Annotated in this window: 19 protein-coding genes; 9 read left to right on the top strand and 10 right to left on the bottom strand. The window is 67.4% G+C overall.

What is annotated here, in order from left to right:
• The first annotated feature begins 273 nt into the window (after positions 1–273).
• Positions 274–1,803, top strand: coding sequence for a substrate-binding periplasmic protein (locus OV287_RS15530; protein WP_267534797.1), 1,530 nt, complete (start codon positions 274–276; stop codon positions 1,801–1,803).
• Here OV287_RS15530 and OV287_RS15535 read toward each other — a convergent pair.
• A complete protein-coding gene (locus OV287_RS15535; protein ID WP_267542349.1) occupies positions 1,790–2,944 on the bottom strand; it encodes an SMP-30/gluconolactonase/LRE family protein in 1,155 nt (384 codons plus the stop codon). The genes OV287_RS15530 and OV287_RS15535 overlap by 14 nt on opposite strands.
• A gap of 135 nt (positions 2,945–3,079) precedes the next feature.
• Between OV287_RS15535 and OV287_RS15540 the strand changes: the two genes are divergently transcribed.
• Entirely contained in the window at positions 3,080–3,799 is a 720-nt protein-coding gene (locus tag OV287_RS15540) for a siderophore-interacting protein (RefSeq protein WP_267534798.1), read from the top strand.
• Position 3,800: 1 nt separating this feature from the next.
• Here the strand turns inward: OV287_RS15540 and OV287_RS15545 are convergent, their stop codons facing one another.
• Complete coding sequence (locus OV287_RS15545; RefSeq protein ID WP_267534799.1) at positions 3,801–4,643, bottom strand: LysR family transcriptional regulator; 843 nt, start codon at positions 4,641–4,643, stop codon at positions 3,801–3,803.
• 57 nt (positions 4,644–4,700) lie between these two features.
• On the opposite strand from OV287_RS15545, the gene OV287_RS15550 reads away from it, so the two are divergent.
• On the top strand, positions 4,701–5,339 hold the full coding sequence (locus OV287_RS15550) for a cysteine hydrolase family protein (protein WP_267534800.1): 639 nt from the start codon (positions 4,701–4,703) through the stop codon (positions 5,337–5,339).
• A gap of 60 nt (positions 5,340–5,399) precedes the next feature.
• Here the strand turns inward: OV287_RS15550 and OV287_RS15555 are convergent, their stop codons facing one another.
• Positions 5,400–8,060 carry a winged helix-turn-helix domain-containing protein gene (locus OV287_RS15555; protein WP_267534801.1) on the bottom strand — a complete coding sequence of 887 codons (2,661 nt, stop codon included), beginning with the start codon at positions 8,058–8,060 and terminating at the stop codon, positions 5,400–5,402.
• Between the two features lie 385 nt (positions 8,061–8,445).
• On the opposite strand from OV287_RS15555, the gene OV287_RS15560 reads away from it, so the two are divergent.
• Complete coding sequence (locus OV287_RS15560) at positions 8,446–11,328, top strand: YncE family protein (RefSeq protein WP_267534802.1); 2,883 nt, start codon at positions 8,446–8,448, stop codon at positions 11,326–11,328.
• Positions 11,329–11,397: 69 nt separating this feature from the next.
• Here the strand turns inward: OV287_RS15560 and OV287_RS15565 are convergent, their stop codons facing one another.
• On the bottom strand, positions 11,398–12,399 hold the full coding sequence (locus tag OV287_RS15565) for a LysR family transcriptional regulator (RefSeq protein WP_267534803.1): 1,002 nt from the start codon (positions 12,397–12,399) through the stop codon (positions 11,398–11,400).
• A gap of 166 nt (positions 12,400–12,565) precedes the next feature.
• Between OV287_RS15565 and OV287_RS15570 the strand changes: the two genes are divergently transcribed.
• The gene (locus OV287_RS15570; protein WP_308809580.1) at positions 12,566–13,837 is read left to right on the top strand and encodes an MFS transporter; all 1,272 of its coding nucleotides are present in this window, start codon (positions 12,566–12,568) and stop codon (positions 13,835–13,837) included.
• A gap of 51 nt (positions 13,838–13,888) precedes the next feature.
• Here OV287_RS15570 and OV287_RS15575 read toward each other — a convergent pair whose 3' ends face one another.
• Positions 13,889–14,545, bottom strand: coding sequence for a TetR/AcrR family transcriptional regulator (locus OV287_RS15575; RefSeq protein WP_267534805.1), 657 nt, complete (start codon positions 14,543–14,545; stop codon positions 13,889–13,891).
• 90 nt (positions 14,546–14,635) lie between these two features.
• On the opposite strand from OV287_RS15575, the gene OV287_RS15580 reads away from it, so the two are divergent.
• From OV287_RS15580 to OV287_RS15590, 3 genes are read left to right on the top strand one after another with little or no spacing between them, the layout of a single operon-like run.
• The gene (locus OV287_RS15580) at positions 14,636–17,824 is read left to right on the top strand and encodes a bifunctional cytochrome P450/NADPH--P450 reductase (protein WP_267534806.1); all 3,189 of its coding nucleotides are present in this window, start codon (positions 14,636–14,638) and stop codon (positions 17,822–17,824) included.
• Positions 17,825–17,870: 46 nt separating this feature from the next.
• Positions 17,871–18,317 (top strand): MarR family winged helix-turn-helix transcriptional regulator, encoded by a 447-nt coding sequence (locus tag OV287_RS15585; protein WP_267534807.1) that lies wholly within the window; start codon positions 17,871–17,873, stop codon positions 18,315–18,317.
• On the top strand, positions 18,314–19,018 hold the full coding sequence (locus OV287_RS15590; RefSeq protein WP_267534808.1) for a bleomycin resistance protein: 705 nt from the start codon (positions 18,314–18,316) through the stop codon (positions 19,016–19,018). The genes OV287_RS15585 and OV287_RS15590 overlap by 4 nt, the downstream gene beginning before the upstream one ends.
• Positions 19,019–19,042: 24 nt before the next feature.
• On the opposite strand, the gene OV287_RS15595 is transcribed toward OV287_RS15590, so the two are convergent.
• The 3 genes from OV287_RS15595 to OV287_RS15605 form a co-directional block, all read right to left on the bottom strand.
• Complete coding sequence (locus OV287_RS15595) at positions 19,043–20,311, bottom strand: cytochrome P450 (protein ID WP_267534809.1); 1,269 nt, start codon at positions 20,309–20,311, stop codon at positions 19,043–19,045.
• Between the two features lie 317 nt (positions 20,312–20,628).
• A complete protein-coding gene (locus OV287_RS15600; protein WP_267534810.1) occupies positions 20,629–21,396 on the bottom strand; it encodes a zinc-dependent metalloprotease in 768 nt (255 codons plus the stop codon).
• A 230-nt stretch (positions 21,397–21,626) separates the two neighbouring features.
• Positions 21,627–21,764 carry a hypothetical protein gene (locus OV287_RS15605; RefSeq protein WP_267534811.1) on the bottom strand — a complete coding sequence of 46 codons (138 nt, stop codon included), beginning with the start codon at positions 21,762–21,764 and terminating at the stop codon, positions 21,627–21,629.
• 307 nt (positions 21,765–22,071) lie between these two features.
• Here OV287_RS15605 and OV287_RS15610 point away from each other — a divergent pair, with 307 nt between their 5' ends.
• Entirely contained in the window at positions 22,072–22,614 is a 543-nt protein-coding gene (locus tag OV287_RS15610; protein ID WP_267534812.1) for a Kelch repeat-containing protein, read from the top strand.
• Positions 22,615–22,685: 71 nt separating this feature from the next.
• Here the strand turns inward: OV287_RS15610 and OV287_RS15615 are convergent, their stop codons facing one another.
• Together OV287_RS15615 and OV287_RS15620 are read right to left on the bottom strand one after the other, a co-directional pair.
• Complete coding sequence (locus tag OV287_RS15615) at positions 22,686–23,453, bottom strand: trypsin-like serine peptidase (protein ID WP_267534813.1); 768 nt, start codon at positions 23,451–23,453, stop codon at positions 22,686–22,688.
• 3 nt (positions 23,454–23,456) lie between these two features.
• Entirely contained in the window at positions 23,457–24,215 is a 759-nt protein-coding gene (locus tag OV287_RS15620; RefSeq protein WP_267534814.1) for a zinc-dependent metalloprotease, read from the bottom strand.
• Positions 24,216–24,244: the final 29 nt, after the last annotated feature.

The following is a 24,244-nucleotide window of genomic DNA, read 5'->3' on the forward strand; positions in this document are numbered from 1 at the left end:
ACGCGGAGCGCGCGAGCCGGCAACACCACGACGCCAGGAGATCGTACGAACCGCTTGGAACCGGATCAACCCCGAGCCCTGGCGCGCCCTTGCTCGGGGAGCGGGCCCGCGAGCAGACACGCCAGTCGGCACCACCGATCGGCGAACGAGATTCAAGAAGTCTGGGTCTGCTCCCGGTTGCTCTCCAGCGCGGAGGCCATCTCGGAGAAGGGCTTCATGAAGCCACGCTCTTTAGGGTAGCGTTCCCTTTGCTCATCTAGAGGGGGGGAATTCATGAAGAGTCGTATGCGCGGGTGGCTCGCCTTGGGGGCGATGGCCGCAAGTGTCTCCACGAGCGCGGGCTGTAGCTGCAATGGAACAGCGCAACCACCCGAGAAGGTCATCACCGTCGCGGCTCCCACACCACCCAAACCGCTGCGCGTGGCGCTGGCCGGTTCCTATGTGCCTCTGCACTTCCCGCGCGCGGGCCAGATGGAGGGTCTCGAGGCGGACCTCGCGAGGCTGATCGGCCAGCGGCTCGGGCGGCCGGTGGAGTTCATCAACCCGCGCAGCCTGTCCCTTGACAGCGTGAGCGCCATCGCTCAGGGCAAGGTGGACCTGGGCCTCAACTCCATCTCGCCTACCGAGAGCCGGCGGCAGCAGGTCGACTTCACGCAACCCTACGTGATGATCTCCTACCGCTTCGCGGGTGGGGAGTCCTGTGACTCGATGGTGCCGGATGACGCCGCGGGGCTTGCCGAGGTGACGGGGCGGGTGGCGGTGCCCAAGGGGCCCGCGCTCGAGGCTGCTCAACGTGTCCTGCCCCAAGCGACGCTCATTCCCACGACCTCGTCCAAGCTGGCGGTGACAGCCGTCCAGGAAGACGAGGCCGACTGCGCCCTCGATGAGGACGTGGGCCTCCTGCAGGCTCTCGAGGGAACCTCCCTGCGCATTGTCGGGGTCGAGGCGGGTCAATCCTCGCTGGCCATCGCCGTCCCCAAGGGGCAGGCCGCCACCTATGACGCCGTGTTGCGCGACCTCCAGCCCCGGCTCGCCGAGCTGATGACCAAATGGCAGCCGGGCCAGATGAAGGCGCCCATCCCCGGACTGGCTGACGCGGAGAATCTCGGCGTGCTGTGCAACGTCCACGAACGAGAGGTGGAGCTACGAGAGGCCCCCGAGTGGTCCGCATCGGTCCGGGAGTCCTGGCCCTGTGGGACGGTGGTGGAAATCCTGCGGGAGAGCGAGAACCGCACGCCGGCCCGTCAGGACGACGGTGAGCTCTTTGGCGGCCTGTGGTTCCAGGTGCGGGTCGCAGCCAATGGCAAGCGTGGGTGGGCCTACGGCCACGATCTCTTCAGCTGGCTCCGGGCGGACGATCCGGAGTTCCCGACGACCACGGATATCGACCGGGAGCTGATCGGCCGCAAGGTGGCGGGCCGTTATGCCTTCGGGCTCGCGCTCGACCAGTACTCTCCGAGCAGCGAGGATGATGGTCCCGAGATGGACGAGGATCTGGCCCTGCCCTTCCTTTACATGAAGGGCGCTCCGTTCGTCGCGCCGCTGCACCTTCCAGACCGCACGGACGCCTCGTGGGCCCACATTCCCGATTCCGCCGAGTGGATGTTCCTGGTGCTCAACTCCGCAGGGGGTTCGAGCACTCCCAGATCGATCTCCGCCAGTTCCCTGGGACTCGTCAGCTACAAGATCCAAATGAATGTCGGTATCGGCTACCAGGACGGAGGAGCCAGGGCGACGCTCACCGGGGAATTCGCCGAGAACACGCCCCAGGTGAGCCTGACTTCCATCTTCAGGGACGAGTAAGTCCGTGCGAGCCGGGCTGCCGCAGCTCGCTGAGCGGCACGATCAGGAGTGAGCGAGAGATAAAAGAGCCGATCCAGAGCTCGTCACCGACGACGATGGCGCTCGTGCCCGCACTGAAGGTCTCGTTCGCGCCTCGCTCGAAGAGCGTGGTCGCCTGGAAGGTGGTCGGCTCGATGCGGGCCACCTCCGTCCCAATGCCGCACCCGAGGAGGAATCCACACAGGGCAACGACGGCCATGGAATTCGGGTGCCCTGTCGCGAGAATGGAGCCGTCGGGCGCGAACCGGAGGTTGTCCGGATGGAAGCCAAGGTGGACGGACCGGGGGCTCGTGGAGGCTCCATCGAGGGGGACCTCGTGCACCTTGCTGCTCATGTACTCGTTCACGTACAGGCGCGTGCCGTCTGGTGACACGAGGATGCCGTTGTTTAAATGGAAGCGGGTACCCGGAACTTCGGTCCAACCGCCGCCAGGCACCCACCGCAACACCGCACCTCGAGACGAAGACGGAAGGTGCGGAATGGTGACGACGATGCCGCCGTCCGGGAGGGGAGCGACGGAGTTGGCTTCATGCTCCGCGGGCAGCACGACGCAGCCGGTCCAGGTCAGCTCTGGCCCTTCGGCGGAAACCCGGACGTCGAATACCTCAATCGACTCGCGACCGCCGTGGTTGACCGCGTAGAGCGTGTGCTCACCCTGGGCGCGGGGACGGAGCGCAATCCCGTGCGCGGAGAAGAGCTTCGGATCGGGTGCACCGGGGCAGTCGCGGTAGGTGGGCGCGGCTGGGCGCGAGAGCTCGGGGGTGATGGCTCGGAAGGCTTCGTCGCCAATCCTGACGGCATGAAGGCCGCCCCCGGCCCAGTCGTCGTTGCCCATGTCACCCGTGATGACCCAGTCGCTGTCCCCGAGGCGCATCAGGTCCTCTGGCTTGTTGAGTCCACACACGGCGTGGACTCCGCTGGTGAGCTCGCACTCCCTGCCCACACCTCGCCCGGCTGGCCAGAGCTTCCAGTAGAGAGTGAACGCGGTAGCGAACACCAGGAGCGTGAGGAGGCCGAGTGCGGCGATGCGCACGCCCTTCCTGGCGAACAAGGGACGGGGGGCGGCGGGTGCCTGTGTCGAATCCCCACCAGGTGTCGGCATGTCACTCACGCGGCTCTCCTTCTCGCAGCTTCATGCTTCTTCATATTCCCGTGACACGAGTTCATTCCCGCTCGGGCGGGCCGGTGCAAGGATGGCATGCCTGAAGGGGGCAGGGTGCCCCGGGAGTGACACGAAATGGCGTCAGGGAAGGCGATTCTCGGAGGCATGCTGGGGCGGTTCCTGTTCCGCGACGCGCGGGTGGCGCAGGTGCGTGACGTCTCACCCCGCTTCCGCTGGATGGAGCTGGAAGGCGAGGCGCTGCGCGGCGTCTCCTGGAGCGCGGGGGACAAGGTGCAGGTGTTCCTTCCGGGCGTGGGGATGCGGACGTACACGCCCCTGGCGTGGGATGCGGCTCGGGGGGCGACGCAATTGCTCGTCTACCTCCATGGAAACAGCCCCGGCGCGGAGTGGGGCCGCAATGTGCGAGTGGGGGACGGCTGCCAGTTCTTTGGGCCTCGCGGTTCCCTGGCGCTCACGTCCCTTCAGGGGCCCGTGGTGCTGTTCGGAGACGAGACGTCCTTCGCCGTGGCTCACACGCTGCGGAACTTGCGGACCGGTGCGGAGGGCGTCGAGCAGGTGTTCGAGGTCTCTTCCCGAGACGACTCCGAGACGGTGCTGCGGGAGCTCCACCTGTCGGAGAGCGCCGTGGTGGAGCGCGCGCCAGACGAGGGACACCTGCCCGCCGTGGCGGAGCGTCTGAGCGCCGCACTGAAGCGGCGGCCGGGCGCGCACCTCGTCATGACGGGGCGGGCGCAGGCCATCCAGGTGCTGCGCGCGCGGCTCCGGGAGGATGGCGTGGGCGCGCCGCAGAAGGTGAAGGCGTACTGGTCCGTGGGGAAGCGCGGGCTCGACTGACCTACTCCATATGGGCCCTTTCCGCCTCGAACACCGCGACCAGGTGGTCGACGAGGGCGCGCACGCGGGGCACGTCCTTGAGGTCGCGGTGGACGACCAGCCACGCCTCGCGCACCGGCAGCGGGGCGGGTGGCGGTAGGGCGGTGAGGCCGCCCTCCTCCTCGGCGAACCAGCGCGGCAGGACGGCCTTGCCGAAGCCGGCGCGCACGGCGGCGAGCTGTGCCGCGAACCCGTTGGTGCGCAGGGCGATGCGCCCGCCGGCCACAATCCGGGCCAGCCACTGCGCTTCCGGCAGGTGGGCGAAGGAATCTTCATAGCCAACCCAGGCCTCGGCGTCGCCGTCGGGCGCCACATAGACGCCATAGGCAATGGTGGCGAGGCGGCGGGTGATCAGATCCCCTGCCTGCGGGCGGGCGAGGCGCACGGCCACGTCGGCCTCGCGCTTGGCGAGGCTCAGCGAGCGCGGGTCGCTCAACACCTCCAGGTCAATGCCGGGGTGGCGCCGGCGGAACGGCGCCAGCCGAGGGATCAGGATCCGCTCGGCCACCGCATCCGTGGCGGTCAGCCGTACCGTGCCGGTGAGCCCGGTGTCGCGGCCGGCGCGCCGCAGGATGGCGAGTGCTCGCTCGTCCATGCCCTGGGCCAGCTCCAGCACCGCCGCCCCTTCCGCGGTCAGCGCGTAGCCGTCGGCGCGGCGGTCGAACAGTGCCTGACCTAGTGTCTCCTCCAGCGCGGCGATGCGGCGCCCAACGGTGGCGTGGCTGACCCGCAGCGCCCGCGCCGCTGCCGACAGGCTGCCCGCCCGCGCCAGCGCCACGAAGATGCGCAGGTCTTCCCAGTCCAAGCTGCCCGCTCGTTTTTGAACAGCCATTGCTCGATTTTGGCAAATGGCTGAGCGGTTTTGAACGGGATAGGAAAGGGCACCACTCTTTCGGAGGACTCCATGACCACTCCCCGCACGCTATTCGCCATGGCCGGCGCCCCGGCCCACCCCAGCCCGCTCGACCGCTCGGCGTTGGTACTGATCGACATCCAGGCGGAGTACACGGCTGGCGCTCTGCCGCTGGCCGGAGTCGACGCCGCGGTGGCGGAGGCCGCCCGCCTGCTCGAGCTCGCCCGCCGCCGCGGTGTGCCGGTGGTCCACGTGGCGCACCACGGTACGCCTGGCGGCCTGTTCGATCCGGAGGGGCCGGGCAGCGCCTTCGTCCCCGCCGTCGCCCCCCTCGACGGCGAGGTGGTGGTGACCAAGGGTCTGCCCAACTCCTTCGCTGGCACCCACCTGCACGACCGGCTGAAGGCCATCGGCCGGCCGGAGCTGATCATCGCCGGCTTCATGACGCACATGTGCGTGTCGGCCACGGCGCGCGCCGCGCTCGATCTCGGCTACCGCAGCACCTTGGTGGCCGCTGCCACGGCGACCCGCGACCTGCCTGACCCGCTGGGCGGTGTGATCACCGCCGCCGAGTTGCAGCGCGCGGAGCTGGCGGCGCTGGGCGACCGCTACGCGGTGGTGGTGGGCAATCACCGGGCGTGGGTGTGACATCGAAGGTTGGGCCCCAGGTGCCAGCACGCCCTCATCCACGACGTCGCGGCGGGCACCTCACAGGTTCCGGTGGAGCCGCTCCTGTGCCTTCACGATGGCCGCGGTGCGGGTGGTCACGTCGAGCTTGGCGAACACGTTCCGCAGGTGCCACTTCGTCGTGGAGAGCGCCACGTTGGAGCGCTCGCTGATCTCCTGGTTGCTCAGCCCCTGTGCGAGCAGCTTGAGCATCTGGAGCTCGCGCTCGGTAAGCGGCTCGAGCGGCGCGCTGGGCGGGTCCGCGAACTCCTGTGGCCCACTCCTTCCCGCCGAGAGCACATCCTGGAACCGCGCGGTGTACCTGGAGGGCAGCACGTGGCTGAGCTTCCGCTGGGTGGCGGCCGCGACGAGAAGCTCCTGCAGTCCCGGCGTTTCGTCGAAAACGCTGCGGTTGAAGCCGAACCGCTGCACCAGTGCGAGGCCGCGGTTGAGCGCGGAGAACGCCGCCGCGGGGTCGCCGGCACGCCAGTGACACACCGCGATTGCCGCGAGCAGGGCGCTCTCTCGGGACACGTAGCCCACATCATGGGCGCTGGCACGCAGCGTCTCCAGCAGCGCGTGCGCCTTGCCGTGCCGCCCACGCGCCATCAGCACCCACGCCTGTGCGAGCCCGAGCCGCTCCCAGGTTTCGTCGTAGAAGCGCCGCTCGCTCCACTCTCCGCGGCGCATGCGCTCACCGAGGCCGAACTCCTGCGCCACCGCCCTCATGCGCGCCGGCGCCTGCTCCACCAGGCTGAGCCGGATCTTCTCGCCGCAGACCTGGGCGAGGAAGCGCGTCTGGTGACCGCACTCGAGGACGCTGTGGAGGTAGTCCAGCAGCTGCCAGGCCTCCGCGTACTTCCCGCGGATGGACTTGATTCGGGCCAGCATGAGGTAGGCCAGCGCGAAGGTCTCGAACGCGGGTGCCTGCGGCAGCAGCGGCAGCACCTCGATGCAGAGGGCCTCGGCCACGTCGAGCCGGTTCTGCTCGTAGCGGGTGTTGGCCAGGGCCGTCGCCGCGTTCACCCATACCGGGTTGCGCCGGCCGCGGCTCGCCTGCGCAAACGCCGCTTCGCACCGCTCCGCCGCGTCCTTCATGTTCCCCTGCGCCCGGTCCGCCAGCGCGATGAGGACGTCTGTGTAGCCGTTGATGAAGGGGCTGTTGAGTCCCTGCAGTGTCTCGCGCGCGCTTAGCGCGAGCCGGCGCATCGCATCAAACCTGTTCATCCGGAGCGCCTGGTAGGCCTTTGCCGCCAGCAGCACGCCCGCCATGAAGACGTCCGGGTCCTCATGGCCAGGCCACGCGTCCAGCTCGATGCTGGAGCCTGGAGCCGAGTCGGACAAGATGGAGTGGAGCAGCGTGAGGCGCTCGAGCTGCTTCGACAGCCGCTCGCGCTCCGGGTCGGACGGGGCGAGCGTGGCCGCGAGGCGGTGCTGGGCGTCCTGCAGTGCCGATGAGGCCTGCGCGTACCGCCGGGACAGGATGAGGCACGCAATATGCGCCACGCAGAGCGCCGGCGAGCGGATGACCTCCTCCGCCGTCAGCTTCTCCGTCCAGTGGAGCACGGAGGCGATCTCCCCCTCGCGCATCCACGCCTCTGCGCAGCGCGCCGTGAGCTCGAGGCACCAGCTCCTGTCTCCGGAAGCAAACGCGTGCTCGAGCGCCTCATCCGGCCGCTGGTGCTCGGCGAACCACGCGCTCGCTGTCCGATGCAGCCAGGGGATGCGGTCGCCGAAGTCGCACGCGAGCTGGGTTCTCAGGAAGTCGAGAAACAGAGCGTGGTACCGATACCACTGACGCTGGGGGTCGAGCGGCTGGATGAAGAGCTGCGCCCGCTCGAGGTCCGCCAGCAACGCCGGGCCATGGGTGATGCCCAGGAGTGCGTTGCAGAGGTCCCCGTTGAGCTGGTCCACCACCGAGCTCAGCACCAGGAACTCGTGCACCTCTCCGGTCTGTTCGCGTAGCACCGCGTCCGCGAGGTACCGCGCCACATCGCGGTTGGAGCCGATGGCCTTGCGCAGTGCATCCCCCAGGTTCGCGTGCTCACCCACCGACAGCAGCGCCAGCTTCACGCCGGCGACCCATCCCTCCGTGCGGGAGCGCAGGTACTCGACGTCATCGGGCGCGAGCTCGGCGTCACACAGGCGCTGTCCCAGCTCGCGGATGGCCTTGCCATCCAGGCTCAGGTCGCGGCTGTCGAGCGTCACCAGTTGCTCGGTGAGTTTCAGCTTCGCCAGGTCCAGCTCGGGCAGGGTGCGCGACGAGACGACCCAGTGGACGTGCGGCGGCGAGTGCTCGAGCAGGTACGAGAAGGCCCGCACCAGCGCGCGCTCGCGCAGCACGTGGAAGTCATCGAGCACCACCACCAGCTCGCGTCCCAGGCTCCACAGGCTCTGCAGCACGACGGACATGGCGTGGTCGAGCGGGAGCTCCACCTGTGCGTCGAGTTGGCTCGCGATGTACGCGTCGAAGTCCGGGGCGGCCCGGCGAATCGCCCCCACCAGATACGAGAAGAACCGCTCGGGCGCGTTGTCCAACTCGTCGAGCGACAGCCACGCGAACAACCGCTGCGCGCACGCTTCGCGGTACCACTGCGTCAGCAGCGTCGTCTTGCCCCAGCCGAGCGGCGCGGTCACCAGCACCAGCTTTCCGCTGACGCCGCGGTCCATCTTCCGGAGCGGCGCACCACGCGCCACCAGCACGGAGGTTGTCTGCGGCGGAGAGAGCTTCGTTGGCAGGAGATGCGAGAGCTGTCCGCCGAACGGTGCCGCAGGCTCCGCGACGTCCGTCCGCGAAGGCGATGACGCACGACGACTCCTCGGGGCGGTTCCACGGCTCGGCATTGGCACATCTCCCTGCGGCCGATTTCAGAGTCAATTAGACCACGGACTCTCAGCCTTTTTGCCCTTCTTCCATGGAAATGGAGTTTTACAGCCCTTGTGGTGCGGGGCGTTGGGACGCGGTCTTTCGCGAGCAGGAAGGGGGTGTTTCCCCTCCCTTTGGCGGGGGCGATGTCGCGGTGTCGCTTGGTACTCCCCGTCCGTTGCGGTTCGAGCCGCAACGCTTTCCCCCCGAGGAGGTCCACCCATGGGTACCCAGCAAGTGGGCGCGAGCCTGAGCCGATGGCGCGCTCGAGCTGCTTCGTTGTGCGCCGCCGTATCGATGTTGGTTTCGGTCAGTGCCGTCGCTCAGACGCCATCGTTCATCGAGTTCGATAGCGCGCACGTACGTCCGATGGCGCTCTCGCCAGACGGGACGCGGCTCTTCGCCGTCAACACACCCGACAATCGCCTGGAGGTTTTCTCGGTCTCTGCCTCCGGCCTCTCGCTCCTCGCCGAGGTGCCGGTCGGCCTCGAGCCGGTCTCTGTCGCCGCGCGCAGCAACACCGAGGTGTGGGTGGTCAATCACCTCTCGGACAGCATCAGCGTGGTGAGCCTGGAAGGGACTCCGCGCGTGGTACGCACGCTGCTCGTCGGCGATGAGCCGCGCGACATCGTGTTCGCCGGCACCCAGGGCCATGCGTTCATCACCACCGCGCACCGCGGCCAGCACCGCACCGACCCGTCCATCTCCACCGTTCCCGGCGTGGGCGACCCGCAACTCACCACGCCCAGTGTGGGCCGCGCGGACGTCTGGGTTTTCAACCCGGCCTCTCTGGGAACGACGCTGGGTGGCACGCCCGTGCGCATCGTGACGCTCTTCGGCGACACGCCGCGTGGCCTCGCCGTCAGCCCGGACAGGAAGACGGTCTATGCGGCCATTGCCCAGTCTGGCAACCAGACGACGTCCGTCAGCATGGACACCGTGTGCGACGGGTTCGAGAGCTCGGGCTGGTGTCTCGTCTTCCCCGACACGTGGCCCTGGGGCAACAACCTTCTTCCAGGCGGTCTGCCAGGTCCGCGGACGAACGCCGCGGGGGCGCGGGCGCCCGAGACTGGCTTGATCGTCAAGTGGAACAAGAGCACCGGCCAGTGGGAGGACACGCTCGGCCGCAACTGGAACAACGGGGTGCGCCTGAACCTGCCCGACAAGGATGTTTTCGCCATCGACGCGGACACCATGCAGCAGAAGGCCTTCTTCACGGGCGTGGGCACCACCATCTTCAACCTGGCCACCAACCCGAAGACGGGCGTGGTGTACGCGTCCAACAGCGAAGCCAACAACCTCACGCGCTTCGAGGGCCCCGGTGTCTTCGGCGGCAGCACGGTGCAGGGCAACATCGCGAAGATGCGCATCTCCGTCATCTCCGGGGGAACGGTCTACCCCCGCCACCTCAACAAGCACATCGACTACTCGAAGCTGGCCAGGTCCGCTGGGTTCGATCCCTCGGCCAGGAATCATAGTCTCTCCACCCCGACAGAGATGGTGGTCTCGAGCGACGGCACGAAGCTGTACGTGGCCGCGTTCAGCTCGAGCAAGGTCGGTGTCTTCGATACCGCGGCGCTGGAGTCCGACACCTTCGACCCGAAGACCGCGAGCGCCAACTACATCCCGGTGAGCGGCGGTGGCCCCAGCGGTCTGGTGCTGGATGAGGCGCGCAACCGCCTCTACGTGATGACCCGCTTCGACAACGCGGTGAAGGTCATCGACCTCGCCACGAAGACGCAGGTGGCCTCGGCTGCCTTCTACAACCCGGAGCCTGCCACCGTCGTGGAGGGCCGTCCCTTCCTGTACGACGCGAACTTCTCCTCCGCCAACGGCGAGGCGTCCTGCGCCAGCTGCCACGTCTTCGGCGATAAGGACGAGCTCGCCTGGGACTTGGGCAACCCGGACGACGAGGTGTCCTCCAACCCCATCGACAAGCGCCTCGCGAGCAGCCTGGAGATCGGCGCGTTCCGAGTGTTCACAGGTCACCCGAGCTCGCCCATCAACGGCACCGGCGACCAGCACGCCTTCCACCCGATGAAGGGGCCCATGACGACGCAGACCCTGCGCGGCATGGTGAACTCGGGCGCCATGCACTGGCGGGGTGACCGCTCGAACGGCTTCTTCGGCGTCGATTCGTACGCGGCGGACGTGTCGTTCAAGAACTTCATCGTGGCGTACGAGGGGCTGCTCGGCCGGGCCTCGATGCCGACCGAGGAGGAGATGAACAAGTTCACCGCCTTCCAGCTCCAGGTGCAGCTGCCGCCGAACCCCATCCGCCGGTTGGACAACTCGCTCACCACCGCCCAGCAGGCCGGCCGCGACTTCTACTTTGGCAGCCGCCGCGTGGACGGCATTGCGATCGGCGCGGACAACGGCTTCAACTGCAACGGCTGCCACACCATTGACGCAACGCAGGGCTTCTACGGCACCGACGGCCGCTCGAGCTTCGAGGGAATCAGCCAGATCATGAAGATTCCCCACGTGCGGAACATGTACACGAAGGTCGGCATGTTCGGCTTCCCGGACAGCAGCTTCTTCCAGCATCCGGAGACGGGTCAGATGGGAGACCAGATCCGCGGCTTCGGCTTCACGCATGACGGTGCGGTGGACACCCTGTTCCGCTTCTTCAGCGCCATCGTGTTCTCCAACACCAGCATCGGTGGGCCTCTCGTGGGCTTCCCGGGTGATACCGACCGCCGCAACGTGGAGGCCTTCATGCTGGCGGTGGACTCCGACCTGGCGCCCATCGTGGGCCAGCAGGTGACCCTCACGCCGACGAACGCCGCCGCCGTCAGCCCGCGCATCGATCTGCTCATCGCGCGCGCCCGGGCGGCGTTCGTGTCGAAGGCCCTGGGTGGCTCCACCTATGAGGCTGACCTGGTGGCGAAGACGGTGGTGGGAGGCAAGGCGAAGGGCTTCCTCTACGACCGCAACGCGGGGACGTGGAAGCCCGACGACGGCACCGCGAACATCACCACCACGGCCCTCCGCGCGCTGGCGACCAAGGCGGGCCAGGAGGTGACCTTCACCGCGGTTCCGCCGGGCTCTGGTGTGCGCATCGCGCTCGACCGCAACCTGGACGGCAAGCTCGACGGCCAGTAGCAGGCGAGCGAGGCAGAGTCCCTCCTGCCAGGTCCCCGGCCGCCATCAGGCGAGCCGGGGTTTTCTTTTTCACTCGAAGCCACCAGCGGCCTTCGTTGTCTCCGCCAAGGCCGCTGGAATCGTCTCCCGCATCAACTCCACGAACCTGCGCAGCCTCGCCGGATGGAACCGCGCATACGGGTAGAGCAGATACATGGGGAGGGGTGCGGCCCTCCAGTGCGGCACCAGGTGCACGAGCCTGCCACGTACGATTTCTTCGTGGATCACCCAGGCCGAGGCCACGCAGACTCCGAGGCCGTTCACCGCGGCGCTGCGGATGGCGTAGAGGCTGTCCGTACTCATGCGCGGACGGAAGACGATGGACTGGACCTCGCCGGTAGCCGCGTGGGTCAGCGATATCTCGTTGCGATAGAACGTGCGCAGCGACAGCCAGGGCAGCCGTGCGAGCTCGTCGGGATGGGTTGGTACGGGCAAGCCCGCTAGCACCGATGGAGCGGCTACTGCGATGCGCGGCACCTCGGCCACGCGGATCGCTACCACGCTGGGGTCATGCACCTCGCCGACGTGGATCGCGCAATCGATACCGTCCGCGATGAAATCCACCGCTCGGTCGTGCAGCAGCCATTCGATCGATACCCGCGCGTGGCGGTTCAGGTACTCCGTCAACGGCCCCACCAGGAGTTCCTGTCCGAACGCGTGGGGCACCACGACGCGCAGCGTGCCCTCCGGTTCGTTGCCCGCGCCGCGCAGGTCGGCCTCGAGCGTTTCCCAACTGGCCAGCAGCTCCTTCGCGCGCTCATAGCAACGCACGCCGTCTTCGGTGAGCTTCATCGCATGGGTGGATCGCTGGAGCAGCCGCAGCCCCAGCGAGCGCTCCAGGGCCTGCAGCCGGCGACTCACCGTCGGCTGCGTGGTGCCCATCCTCGCGGCGGCGGCGGACAGGCTGCCGGCGTCGACGATGTGGATGAAGGTCTGCATCAGCTCGAGTCTGTCGGCAGTAGCTGGCGCGGCGGGTGGGGGAACCCGCCTTGGGGAAACGCGCGGCCGGGACGGCTTGGAACGGTTGGGCATGGGGGCGCACCTCGAGCGGCTTTATACGCGCAGCGTATAAGGGTTGTACGAAGCGCGCTACTACCGACGCCCGCTCCTCTGGCCCACAGTTGCCTCATCTCGCATCACTCGGGGTGAACGCATGTCCCTCATTCGTACTGTGCATGGAAACGCCGGAAATGGGAGCATGGCCGCGGAGGTCTCCGCCGCCATGGCCAGGCCGTCTCGGCCCGCGGCTGTCAGCCACGGCGGCGGCGAGCCCTTGTCGGGCGGCTTGCTCCTGCTGTTGGCCGCGAGCGCCGGGCTGTCGGTGGCGTCGCTCTACTACAGCCAGCCGATGCTGGGGGTGATGGGAGGCAACCTCGGCGCCTCGGACACCGCGGTGGGCTTCGTCCCCACGCTCACCCAGCTGGGATACGCGCTGGGCATCCTGCTGCTGACGCCGCTCGGCGATCGCTTCGATCGGCGCCGCATCATCCTCACCAAGGCCGCTGTCCTGAGCGTGGCGCTGCTGCTGGGCGGCATCTCTCCGGGCATTGGTCTGCTGCTGGTGGTGAGCTTCGCCGTCGGCCTGGCGGCGACCATGGCGCAGGACATCGTGCCCGCTGCCGCGGCCCTGGCGCCCGAGATGCATCGTGGCAAGGTGGTTGGCACTGTGATGACCGGCCTGCTGCTCGGCATCCTGCTGTCTCGCGTCATCAGCGGCGTGGTCGCCGAGCACTTCGGCTGGCGCGCCATGTACATGATCGCCGCCGCCAGCGTGGCCCTGATTGGCGGAGTGGCCTGGCGCGGCCTGCCTCACTTCCGCCCGGCCAGCACGCTCACGTACGGCGCACTGCTCGGCTCGCTCGCCAGTCTATGGCGCAAGTATGGCGCTCTGCGCCGGGCCGCTCTGGCGCAGGGCCTGCTCTCGGTGGGCTTCAGCGCGTTCTGGTCCACCCTCGCCGTGATGCTGCATGGCGCACCGTTTCACCTGGGTAGCGGGGCCGCCGGTGCATTCGGCCTGGCTGGCGCGGCCGGGGCGTTGGGCGCGCCGGTGGCGGGCCGTATCGCGGATCGCTTCGGCCCCTCGGTGGTCACGCGCCTGGGTGCCGGACTGACCGCCGTCTCGTTCGCCACGATGCTCGCCTCGCCGTGGCTCGAACCGGGCACCCGACTGGTGCTGATCGCCGCGAGCGCGATCGGCTTCGACCTCGGAGTCCAGATGACGTTGGTGGCGCATCAGACGATCGTCTTTGGCCTCGAGCCCGCCGCACGCAGCCGGCTCAACGCGATACTGTTCGCCTGCATGTTCATCGGCATGTCCATTGGTGCGGCAGGTGGCAGTCTCGTGCTGGCCCAGTGGGGATGGGTGGCGGTGACGCTGCTAGCGACCGCCTCGGCTCTGGCGGCCTTGCTGGTCCGCCTCGTCCCGGGGGCTCGCATGGGGTCTGAGCAGGCCGAGCCCGCCATCCCCTAGCTGCGAAGGGATGGCGCATGGGCAGAGGCTGCCATGACGTCGTGCCCGGTTCTACTTCACTCCGGGCGTGGAGTGTTTCCGCCGGTCTCCCTGTGGCCGAAGGTAGCCCAGGATGAGCGCACTCAGCTCCTCCACGAACTCGGGGGTTCCAATCAACTCGGGCCGCTCGACGACCACAGCCCAGACCGCGCTGCGCAGGGCCCGGATGATGATGAAGACGACCAACCCCAGGTTGCGCGGACGCTCGAACTCCAGGTTCTGTGCGAGCACGATCTGCACGAGTGACTCCACGCGTGCCTCGATCTCCTGGACGACCTGAAGACGGCCGATGCGAGGCGCCTGCTCCAGGAGGACCCGCTGAAGGCGCGGATTCACCCCGTAGAACTCCACCAGGGCCCGCACCAGCTCACGCACTTCCTGCTCGAGATCCGTGATCGGGTGTGGCGCCAGCTTGTCGGCGAGCACCTCCAGGGCACGCTGGTGGAACCGCTCGAGCAGCATGGCGACCAGCGCCTCCTTGCTCGGGAAGTACTGGTAGAGCGAACCGATGCTCACACCCGCCCGTTCGGCGACCGCCTTGGTGGTGGTCCCTTCGTAGCCGGAGGTGACCAGAACGTGAGCCGCCGCCTCCAGGATCGTCTCCACCGTCGCCTTCGCCCGCTCCTGGCGTGGCCGTTTCCGAGGGGCGGACCGGTTGCGCGCACTCATGTCACCGCGTCTCCAAAAACTGAGCCAGATGCGAATTTCGCTCTCGCCAGCGGTTCACTATTCATGGGCTCGGACTTCCACTGACTTCCCATGAGCAAACCCACCCTGTCCATGAACATCCCCCAGCCGCGCCCTCGCCCCATCCTGGGTAACGCGCCTGATGTAGGCTTCGAAACACCCCTGCAGAACATGATGAAGCTCGCACGCGAGTTCGGGCCCATCTTCCGGCTGTCGTTCCCGGGGGGAGCGTCCATCCAGCTGATCAGCTCGTACGAGCTGGTGGCGGACGCCTGTGACGAGACGCGCTTCGAGAAGATGGTGACCCAGGCGCTCATGCACCTCCGCGAGTTGGGAGGCGAAGGCCTCTTCACCGTGGGGTCGGAGGACCCCAAGTGGGGCAAGGCCCACCGCCTGTTGATGCCCGCCTTCAGCCCCGCGGCCATGCGCAACTACCACGACGGCATGCTCGACGTGGCCGACCAGATGCTCACCCGCTGGGCGCGCTTCGGTCCCGAGACGGACATCCATGTGTCCGACGACATGACGCGGCTCACACTCGACACCATCGCGTTGTGCGGCTTCTCCTTCCGATTCAACTCCTTCTACCAGACCCAGCTGCACCCCTTCATCGATTCCATGGTGCGCGCCCTGGAGGAGGCGGGTAATCGCACCCGGCGCCTGCCGGTGCAGACGCAGCTCATGGTGCGCACCCGGCGCCAGTTCGAGGCCGACACCGGCTATCTGCGCGAGCTGACGCAACAGCTCATCGAGAAGCGCCGTGCGCTAGGGCCCGACGAGGCCCCACGCGACATCCTGAGCCTCATGCTCGAGGCGACGGATCCGCTCTCGGGCGAGAGGCTGGATGACGACAACATCCGCGACCAGCTCGTGACCTTCCTCATCGCGGGCCATGAGACGACGAGCGGCCTGTTGTCCTTCGCCCTCTACTTCATGCTGCACCATCCCGAGGTGCTCCAGAAGGCCCAGGCCGAGGTGGACCGGGTCTTCGGCGCGGAGGCGCCGCGCTTCGAGCAGGTCTCCCAGTTGCAGTACATCGATCAGATTCTCCGCGAGACGCTGCGCCTGTGGCCCACCGCGCCCGCCTTCAGCCTGCACGCCCGGGCGCACAACACCCTGCTGGGAGGGCGCTACCCCGTCGGGCCCGACGATGCGCTCCTGGTGCTCATCCCCATGCTGCACCGCGACCCGGCCGTGTGGAAGGACCCCGAGCGCTTCGACCCGGAGCGCTTTGCCCCCGAGGTGCGCGACAGCATCCCGCAGCACGCGTGGAAGCCCTTTGGGAACGGGATGCGCGCGTGCATCGGCCGGGCCTTCGCGATCCAGGAGGCCACGCTCGTGCTCGGCATGATCCTGCAGCGCTTCCATCTCTCCGAGCCCGAGCCGTACGAGCTCCGCATCCGCGAGACGCTCACGCTCAAGCCCGATGGACTCAAGCTCCGCGTTCGCGAGCGCAAGCCCGCCTCTCGTCCACTCGCGGCCCGGCCCACGCCCCGCCCTGTGGCGCCCGTGTCCCAGCCGCCGGAGAAGACGGCCGCGCATGGTACGTCCCTGCTGCTGCTCTACGGCTCCAACTCAGGTGCCTCCGAGGCGTTCGCCCGGCGCATCGCGAGTGATGGGCTCGCACGCGGCTACTCGGCGAAGGTGGCGCCACTGGATGAGGCCACCGGAAAGCTGCCCAAGGAGGGGGCGGTCATCATCGTGACGGCGTCCTACAACGGAAAGCCGCCGGACAACGCGCGCGCGTTCCACACCTGGGTCTCCCACCTCTCCGAGGGCTCGCTGAAGGGCGTGCGCTACGCCGTGTTCGGCTGCGGCAACCGGGACTGGGGTGAAACCTACCAGGCGGTCCCCAGGCTAATCGACGAGCGGCTGAGCGCCGCGGGAGCCCAGCGGCTCCTCGCGCGCGGCGAGGCGGATGCGCGGGCGGACTTCTTCGGGGAGTTCGAGCACTGGTACGCCCCTTTCTGGGAGGGAGTGGGCACGGCGCTCGGCGTGTCCTCGCGCGAGGTGGCTTCCGGTCCTCTCTTCACGGTGGAGGTGGTGCCGTCGGCCAGCGTGGAACTGGTGAGACAGAACAAGCTCGAGCTGGCGACGCTGGTGGAGAACCGCGAGCTCGTCGACATGACGTCGCCGTTCGGGCGCTCCAAGCGGCACCTCGTGTTCAAGCTGCCCGAGGGCGTGACGTACGCGGCGGGCGATTACCTCGCCGTGCTGCCGGAGAATCATCCGGAGCTCGTGGAGCGAGCCGCGCGCCGTTTCGGGGTACGCACGGATGCCGCCGTCGTGCTGCGCTCGACCCGAGGCGATCAGGCCTCCTCGCTCCCCACGGGCAGGCCCCTGTCGGTGCAGGAGCTGCTGGGTCGGCACGTGGAGCTGTCGGCCCCCGCCACGCGCAAGGACCTGGAGCGGCTGGCGGAGAAGAACCCGTGCCCGCCGCACGCGATGCACCTGGCCGCGCTGGCTCAGGACGCCGGACGGTACAAGAAGGAGATCCTCGACAAGCGCGTGAGCGTGCTGGACCTGCTGGAGCAGTACGACTCGTGCATCCTGTCCTTCGGAGACTTCCTCGAGTTGCTGCCAGCCATGCGCGTGCGGCAGTACTCGGTGTCCTCGTCTCCCCTGGCGGATCCCACGCAATGCACGTTGACGGTGGCGGTGGTGGACGCGCAGGCCTGGTCCGGCCAGGGCCGTTTCCACGGCACGTGCTCGAGCTACCTCGCACGGCTGCGCCCCGGGCAGCAGGCAGCGGTCGCGGTACGCACACCGAACGTGCCCTTCCACCCGCCCGCCTCGAACGCGACGCCCATTGTCCTGGTGGGCGCGGGCACGGGACTGGCGCCCTTCCGGGGCTTCCTCCAGGAGCGAGCCCTGCGCCACGCGAGAGGAGAGTCGGCCGGGCCGTCGTTGCTCTTCTTCGGCTGCGACCACCCGGACGTGGACTTCCTCTACCGGGAGGAGTTGGCGAAGTGGGAGCAGGAGGGCGCGGTGAAGGTGCTGCCTGCCTTCTTCCGCCAACCCGACGGTGACGTGACCTTCGTACAGCACCGGCTCTGGAAGGAACGTGAGCGGGTGAAGGCGCTGCTCGACCAGGGAGCCCTGTTCTTCATCTGCGGGGATGGCCAGCACATGGCGCCCGCGGTCCGGGAGACGCTCGCGCGGATCCACCAAGAGGCCGTGGGCTGCTCCGCGGAGGAAACCACGGGATGGCTCGCGGACATGGAAAAGCAGGGCCGGCTGGTCTCCGACGTCTTCACGTGATCCGCGAAGTTGACAGGTGCCTGTCAAAATGACAGAAACCTGTCATATGGGCAAGCCAACCGAGGAAGGGGAGGCCTTCACCGAGTTGCTCCTCGAGGTCTTTCGCGTCAATGGGTTGCTGCTGGAGGCGGGTGACCGCCTGACGGAGCCCTTCGGGCTCAGCAGTGCGCGCTGGCAGGTGCTTGGCGTGGTGGATCACGGTGATGTCCCGGTGGCGGACATTGCCCGGACCATGGGGCTCACCCGCCAGAGCGTGCAGCAGACAGCGGATGCCCTGGAGAAGGACGGGTTCATCGAGTACCTCGAGAACCCGCGCCACCGCCGCGCGAAGCTCGTGTCGATGACTCCTCGGGGACGCGAGGCATTGCGCGCGGTGGAGGCACGCCATGCCACCTGGGCGAACCGGCTCGGAGGGAAGGTGACGCTTCGACACCTGCGGGCGGCCCTCGAGGGCTTGCGTCAGACGAGGCAGCGCCTCGAGGAGGATGTATGACGACAGCCGAGACGACCATTCCCATTCTTCCCTGCGTCGCCATCAACGAGACGTTGGCCTTCTACGAGGCCCTGGGCTTCGACGTCACGTACCGGCAGGCCTCGCCGAACGTCTACGCGGTGGTCCGCCGGGGCGGCGTCGAGCTGCACTTCTTCGTGCTCAAGGGGCTGGATCCGGATGCGTCGTACAGCACGTGCCTGGTGGTGGTGCCAGAGGTGGAGTCTCTGCACCAGGCCTTCGCCGAGGGACTGAAGCGCGCCTACGGAAAGCTTCCCCACTCGGGCCGTCCGCGGCTCGCGCGGTTGCGTAAGGGGCAGCCCCGGTTCAACGTGGTGGACCCGGCGGGCAACTGGATTCGATTCGTCAAGCGGGAGGCGCCCGCCGCCGTGTCCGAAGAGGGCTCTCGGTCGCGGCTGGCAAAGGCGCTCGACGCTGCCGCTCACCTGCGCGACTTCAAGGGAGATCTCGAAGCGGCGGCCAAGGTGCTCGACGTGGCGCTTGCACGCCAGGAGCCCTCCAGCGAGGAGGACCGGGTCCGGGCGCTCGCTGCCCGTGCCGAGCTGGCCGTGGATTTGGGTGACAAGGAGCGCGCGAGCGCCGCGCTCACCGAACTGCGGCAACGCCCCTTGTCCGACGAGGCTCGAGCGCGGCTCCAGGAGGACCTGCGAGCCGCGGACGAGGCCGAACGGGCACTGCGGTAGCGCACCCGAGTCTTGGCCTTCAGCCTAGCTGTCCCAGACGAGCTCCAGCTTCTTCAGCGCACGGAAGAAGAAGCTGGGCTCGTACTCGGGGATGAAGCCGGGCGCGAGGCGCAGGTGGGGCAGCCGCTCGCGGAGCACCTCGAAGGCGACGCGGGCCTCGAGGCGGGCCAGGGGCGCACCAATGCAGAAGTGGATGCCCCAGCCAAAGCCGATGTGTCGGCTCACTTGCGGACGATGGACGTTGAAGGTCTCCGGGTCTGCGAACGCTCGCTCATCGCGGTTGCCCGCGCCGTAGACGATGTTCAGGCGCGCACCTTGGGGGAGCTCGACTCCGCCCAGCTCGGTGGCTTCCTTGGTGACGCGGGGCTCCATCTGCACCGGCGAGGTAAAGCGCACGGTCTCCTCGATGGCCGCCTCGAGCAGCTTCGGGTCATCCCGTACCGCCTGCCATTGCTCGGGGTTCCGCAACAGGTTGTACAGCAGGCTGCTGATGAGGCTCGTTGTCGTCTCGTGGCCCGCGCTCAGCAGAATCATCATCTGTGAAATCATCTCCGCGGTCGTGAAGGGATGCTCGCCGTCCGCCCGGGCTTGGACGAGCGCCGTCGTCAGGTCTCCGGTGGGATGGGCGGCACGGTCCGCGAGCAGGCCAGCGTAGTAGTTCTGGTAGTCGACGCAGCTTTGGGCCGCGGCACGCTGACCCTCCAATGGCGTCTGCGGGCTGAAGAGCGTCATCCAGGTGTCGTGCCACTGCTTGACGCGGCGCATGTCCTCACGTGGCACGCCCAGCAGGTCGGCAATCACGGTCATGGGCAGGGGATGGGCCAGGGCCTCCACCAGGTCGACGTGACCCTGACGGGCGAACTGCTCGACGAGGCCCTCGGTCAACGTCCGGATGCCCGCTTCCATCTCCGCGACACGCTGGGCGGTGAAGGCCTTGCTGAACAGCGCACGCACGCGGGTATGGCCCGGCGGGTCGTTGTTGAACAAGCCCGGCGCGAGGGGGTAGTGGCCCGTTGCGAGCACGGCCTCGATCTCCGCGGGCAGGACCACCGGGTTGTCCAGGTTGTGGAGCGAGGAGAAGAGGGTCGGACTCTTCAGGACACGGCTGATCAGCTCATGGCTCGTCACGAGCCAGGCGTTGAACTGCGGGCAATAGGCGACGGGAGCCTCGCTCCGTGCACGGGCATAGAAGGGGTAGGGGTTGTTCTGGAAGGCGGGATCGAACGGGTTGTAGCCCTGACCAATGGCCGCGGTGGGGTGGACGGCGGGCGCGTCTAGTGGCGCAGCGCTCATACCTGGTCTCCTTGGGGGCGGTGGAAGTTGCCGCCGGGTGGGAGACCCATCGTAGGGCTTTGTCAAACCTGAGGCGCATGTCGAGGTGCACGGAGTCGTCGAGAGAATCGAGGTTTATCGGGCGCGGGGTTGCTGTGCAGCGAGGCCCGATTTCTTCACCCACAGTGTTTCTCCGTTCCTCGCTCCTGCTCTGACCCTGGCCGAGCGGCTCGCTGTGTACCGCGAGCACGGGCACCTGCTGGGTGAGGGCGAGTTGGATACCTCCCTGGGCCGGCGTTGGCTGGACAAGCAGGCCAGAGGGGCTGTCGCATCAGCTCTCAGTAGATGTACTGCAACCCGGTGATGTCAGAGCTGGTGAACTCGCCGTTTGTATCAGGCGGGTAGCAGCTGTTCATGATCGAGCCCCCCGGTGTAGGCGTCGGGGTCCCAGGGATGAGAATGGCACCCACGCCTGCGGTTCCTTCGTTGGTGGCGGCGCCGCCGCAGCTGATGGACCGGTTGTAGTAGTCCGAATGGCGGAGACCGATGGTGTGGCCAATCTCGTGGGTGATGACGTGCTCGTTCACGTCAACGTTGTAGCTGTTCAGGCCGGTGCCGATGTTGATGGTGCCGTAGGGCTTGCCGCCCGAGGGGAAGCCCGCGGAGCCACCGGTGCCGGCCATGGTCGTCGCGGTGATGTTCGCGCTGCATCCGGTGGATGGGCCTCGCATGAAGGTGATGCGGAGCCCCAGGGCGTTGTAGTTGGCGATGGCCATATCGAGGCCCTGGCTGAGGCGGGTGTAGCTGTTGAACGAGGAGGTGGGATTGATGCAGATCTTCGTCACGCTGGTGCTGACGAGATTGGTCGTGTAGACCAGCTCTTTGCTCGACTCGCCGCGCTGCAGCATCTCCCTGGAGGCTTCGAGGGTCACGTGAGCGTCGTTCCCCACGTACACGGCATCCTCGACAACCCTGATGTCGTCGGCCGGAATGCCGGACTCGATCAGGTTGGAGATGATCTCCTGGTTCTCGACCTGGGGGTCGGTACCGCAGCCAGCCAGTAACGCGCCACAGCTCACCACGAAGACTGCCGCTCTCTTGAACATGTTCGTTTCCCTCGAGTCCTGAAGCGGTTCTTCCCACGGTCCCGGCATGGGATCCGTCGGGGCGGACGACAGACTCTAGGGCATTCTACCTGTCAGCCATATCCAATTCGGATTAACCAATAAAACTGGAAATATCCGTGGGAAGCTGTTCCAGCAATAACCGCGTCTCCGCGAGGTCGGTCGCCGTTGAGGGGGAGGGTGCCCCCCTCTCTGACCAACCGGCACAGGGACTAGTGGCAGTCCGCCGGGCAGTAATAACTGGTCTCCCAGTTCATGTCACAGTAGTTGTCGCCACAGTTGGTCGTTCCCATGCAGACGTAGAACCAGCCATGGCAGTCTTGAAGCTTGTAGTCCCGAATCCAATCCACCGGCTCTTGGTTTGCCCGCTCTATGCAGTAATTGAGTTCCTCATAGCAGGCATCCTGATCCGCACCGGCTGGCGCGGCCCACAGTGCCGCCATGGCGAGAGTGGAAATCACGAGCCGCGAACCTGTCTTTGTGGCCATTCCCATTACCCTTTCATTGAATTGCCGGCCGGATGTGTTTGACCCGTCAGGCCTGTGCACAATGCTGGGTTGGTATTGATAAGTCAAGAACAGTCGTTGCTGTCTCGCGATGGTTGGGTTTGAGTGGATGGGCTCGAAGTTTATTGTGGGGTGAGAGGGTTGGACGAAGGTGGCCGACGGTGAGTTGCAGCTCTTCGACACCGCAACGCGCGGGAATTCGGCCGCGCGAGCGGGGTTGGCCCGCGCGCCCGTCTCGGATGTCCGCCATGCCGCAGCGCCCCATCCTGCTGCCGTCCCTGCTCTGTGCCGTGCTGTTGTCCTCCTGTGCGACGGTGCCTGCGCCCACCTCGTGGGCGGGAGCAGCGGCCGGTCCGACTTTGGCCTGGTGGACGTGTACGACGCCGCGGCCGACCGCTGGACGCCCGGCCCGGAGCTCGAGCCCCGTGGCACTCACGGCGCTGTCGTGTACCGCGGCGCGCTGCACGTCTTTGGCGGGGAGTCGCAGGCCCTGGGCCGCAACCTCGCCACGGTGCTGCGTCTGGGCGCGGACGGCTGGGTCAACGCTCCGCCCATGCCCACTGCCCGCAACTACGCGCGCGCCGTGGCGGTGGGCGACGCGGTGTACGTGGTGGGCGGGAGCTTGGAGGCGGGGAACAGCCATGGGGCTGTGGGCTCCAAAGTGGTGGAGCGGTACCAGCCGGTGGCTCGGTAAACCCTCACGCTTGCGACAAGGTGGGGGAGGGCGGTTTCCGCCGCACCTGCTCCGCCTGGCCTCGAGTGCCCTCAGCGGTCAGCGATGTCGGAGGGAAGCAGGTAAGGGGATGCGTCGACAATCGCTTGCGAGGTCCAGCCCCTGTTGGCGCCGCGGCCGCGCTCGTCGCAATCGCCGTCGGTGTGGATGCCCAGCAGGTAGCCTTGACGGTTGAGGACGCCAGCGCCGGAGCTGCCTACCAGGGTGTCGAGGTCCGCGTAGTAGACAAGCTGATTACACGAGTCCAGGTACCTGCCTTCGGCGATGGCTTTGGGCTTGCCCCGGGGATGCTGGATGATGGCCAACCGCTCGCTGGCCTGGGTCGTCAGCAAGACTGGCGTGACCGCAGGACGCTCATCGAGCTGGATGAGGGCATAGTCAGGTTCGGGCGATTGCTCGATGACAGTGCCCTCGGTTATCAGGGGGTCGCCATCGGGCTGGTCTTCGAAGTTGAAGACAAGCAGCGCTCGGTCACCAAGCCCGACGCAATGACCCGCGGTGATGACTACCGGACCTGCGCTCGCTTCAATCAGCGTTCCGGTGCAGCGCCCGTCAATCAGGACAACGGCGTCTTCCCTGTCCTGGACGTCGGCGAACTCGCCCTGGTAGCTGTTGATGGGGGTGAAATCGGCGGTCGGGCCGCACTGCGAGAGGCTGCCCACCTTCAGAGGCTTCGGATCCTCGCACACCTGAGGATCCACGGGCACCGGAGGCTCACAGGCCGTGAAGCCCAGGAGACCGGTGCCCGCGAGGAGCGAACCCCACAGAGTCAGCACTGCACTAGCGGGGTGTCGCGCCATTTCTCAGTACAGGTAGTTCAGCGCGGTGAGGTCGGAGCTGGTCCAGGTGCCGGTCGAGCTCGAGCTGAAGCAGGAGTTCATGACCGAGCCGCCCGACGTGGCCGTGCTGGGCGTGCCGGGGATGAGGATGGCGCCCACGCCGGCGGTGCCCTCGTTGGTGGCGGCGCCGCCGCAGCTGATGGAGCGGTTGTAGTAGTCAGAGTGACGGAAGCCGATGCAGTGGCCGAGCTCGTGGCTGATGACGTGCTTGTTCACGCCCGCGCTGTAGCTCTGCAGGCCGGTGCCGATGTTGATGGTGCCGTAGGGCTTGCCACCCGAGGGGAAGCCCGCGGAGCCGCCGGCGCCGGACATGGTCGTCGCGGTGATGTTCGCGCTGCAGCCGGTGGACGGGCCACGCACCATGGTGAAGGAGAGGCCCAGGTTGTTGTAGTTGGCAATGGCCGCATCAAGGCCCGCGCTCAGACGGCTGTAGCTGTTGAACGTGGAGGTGGGGTTGATACAAATCTTCGTGATGCCGCTCATGAGATTGGTAGTCCGGTACTGCTCGACGGTCTCATTGCCGGTCTGGAGCATCTCGCGGGAGGCCTCGAGGGTCACGTGAGCGTCGCGACCCACGAACACGGCATTGTCGACGACCATGATGTCGTCAGCCGGAAAGCCGGCCTCGACCAGGTTGGAGACGATCTCCTGGTTCTCGTTCTGCTCGCCACCACAACCGACGAGGGCAATACCAGCCAGCAACGCCATGGAAAGCTTACGCATGGAGGCTTCCTTTTCGGGGGACTACAGGG

Source organism: Archangium lansingense (assembly GCF_026626635.1).
GTDB classification, from domain to species: domain Bacteria; phylum Myxococcota; class Myxococcia; order Myxococcales; family Myxococcaceae; genus Archangium; species Archangium lansingense.

Bases quoted from the DNA above. Each gene is read 5' to 3' on its own strand.
- OV287_RS15590 (WP_267534808.1), top strand. From the start codon at position 18,314: ATGACGACAGCCGAGACGACCATTCCCATTCTTCCCTGCGTCGCCATC.
- OV287_RS15535 (WP_267542349.1), bottom strand. From the start codon at position 2,944: ATGCCGACACCTGGTGGGGATTCGACACAGGCACCCGCCGCCCCCCGT.
- OV287_RS15575 (WP_267534805.1), bottom strand. From the start codon at position 14,545: ATGAGTGCGCGCAACCGGTCCGCCCCTCGGAAACGGCCACGCCAGGAG.
- OV287_RS15540 (WP_267534798.1), top strand. From the start codon at position 3,080: ATGGCGTCAGGGAAGGCGATTCTCGGAGGCATGCTGGGGCGGTTCCTG.
- OV287_RS15560 (WP_267534802.1), top strand. From the start codon at position 8,446: ATGGGTACCCAGCAAGTGGGCGCGAGCCTGAGCCGATGGCGCGCTCGA.
- OV287_RS15600 (WP_267534810.1), bottom strand. From the start codon at position 21,396: ATGTTCAAGAGAGCGGCAGTCTTCGTGGTGAGCTGTGGCGCGTTACTG.
- OV287_RS15615 (WP_267534813.1), bottom strand. From the start codon at position 23,453: ATGGCGCGACACCCCGCTAGTGCAGTGCTGACTCTGTGGGGTTCGCTC.
- OV287_RS15565 (WP_267534803.1), bottom strand. From the start codon at position 12,399: ATGCCCAACCGTTCCAAGCCGTCCCGGCCGCGCGTTTCCCCAAGGCGG.
- OV287_RS15530 (WP_267534797.1), top strand. From the start codon at position 274: ATGAAGAGTCGTATGCGCGGGTGGCTCGCCTTGGGGGCGATGGCCGCA.
- OV287_RS15580 (WP_267534806.1), top strand. From the start codon at position 14,636: ATGAGCAAACCCACCCTGTCCATGAACATCCCCCAGCCGCGCCCTCGC.
- OV287_RS15570 (WP_308809580.1), top strand. From the start codon at position 12,566: ATGGCCGCGGAGGTCTCCGCCGCCATGGCCAGGCCGTCTCGGCCCGCG.
- OV287_RS15585 (WP_267534807.1), top strand. From the start codon at position 17,871: ATGGGCAAGCCAACCGAGGAAGGGGAGGCCTTCACCGAGTTGCTCCTC.
- OV287_RS15620 (WP_267534814.1), bottom strand. From the start codon at position 24,215: ATGCGTAAGCTTTCCATGGCGTTGCTGGCTGGTATTGCCCTCGTCGGT.
- OV287_RS15595 (WP_267534809.1), bottom strand. From the start codon at position 20,311: ATGAGCGCTGCGCCACTAGACGCGCCCGCCGTCCACCCCACCGCGGCC.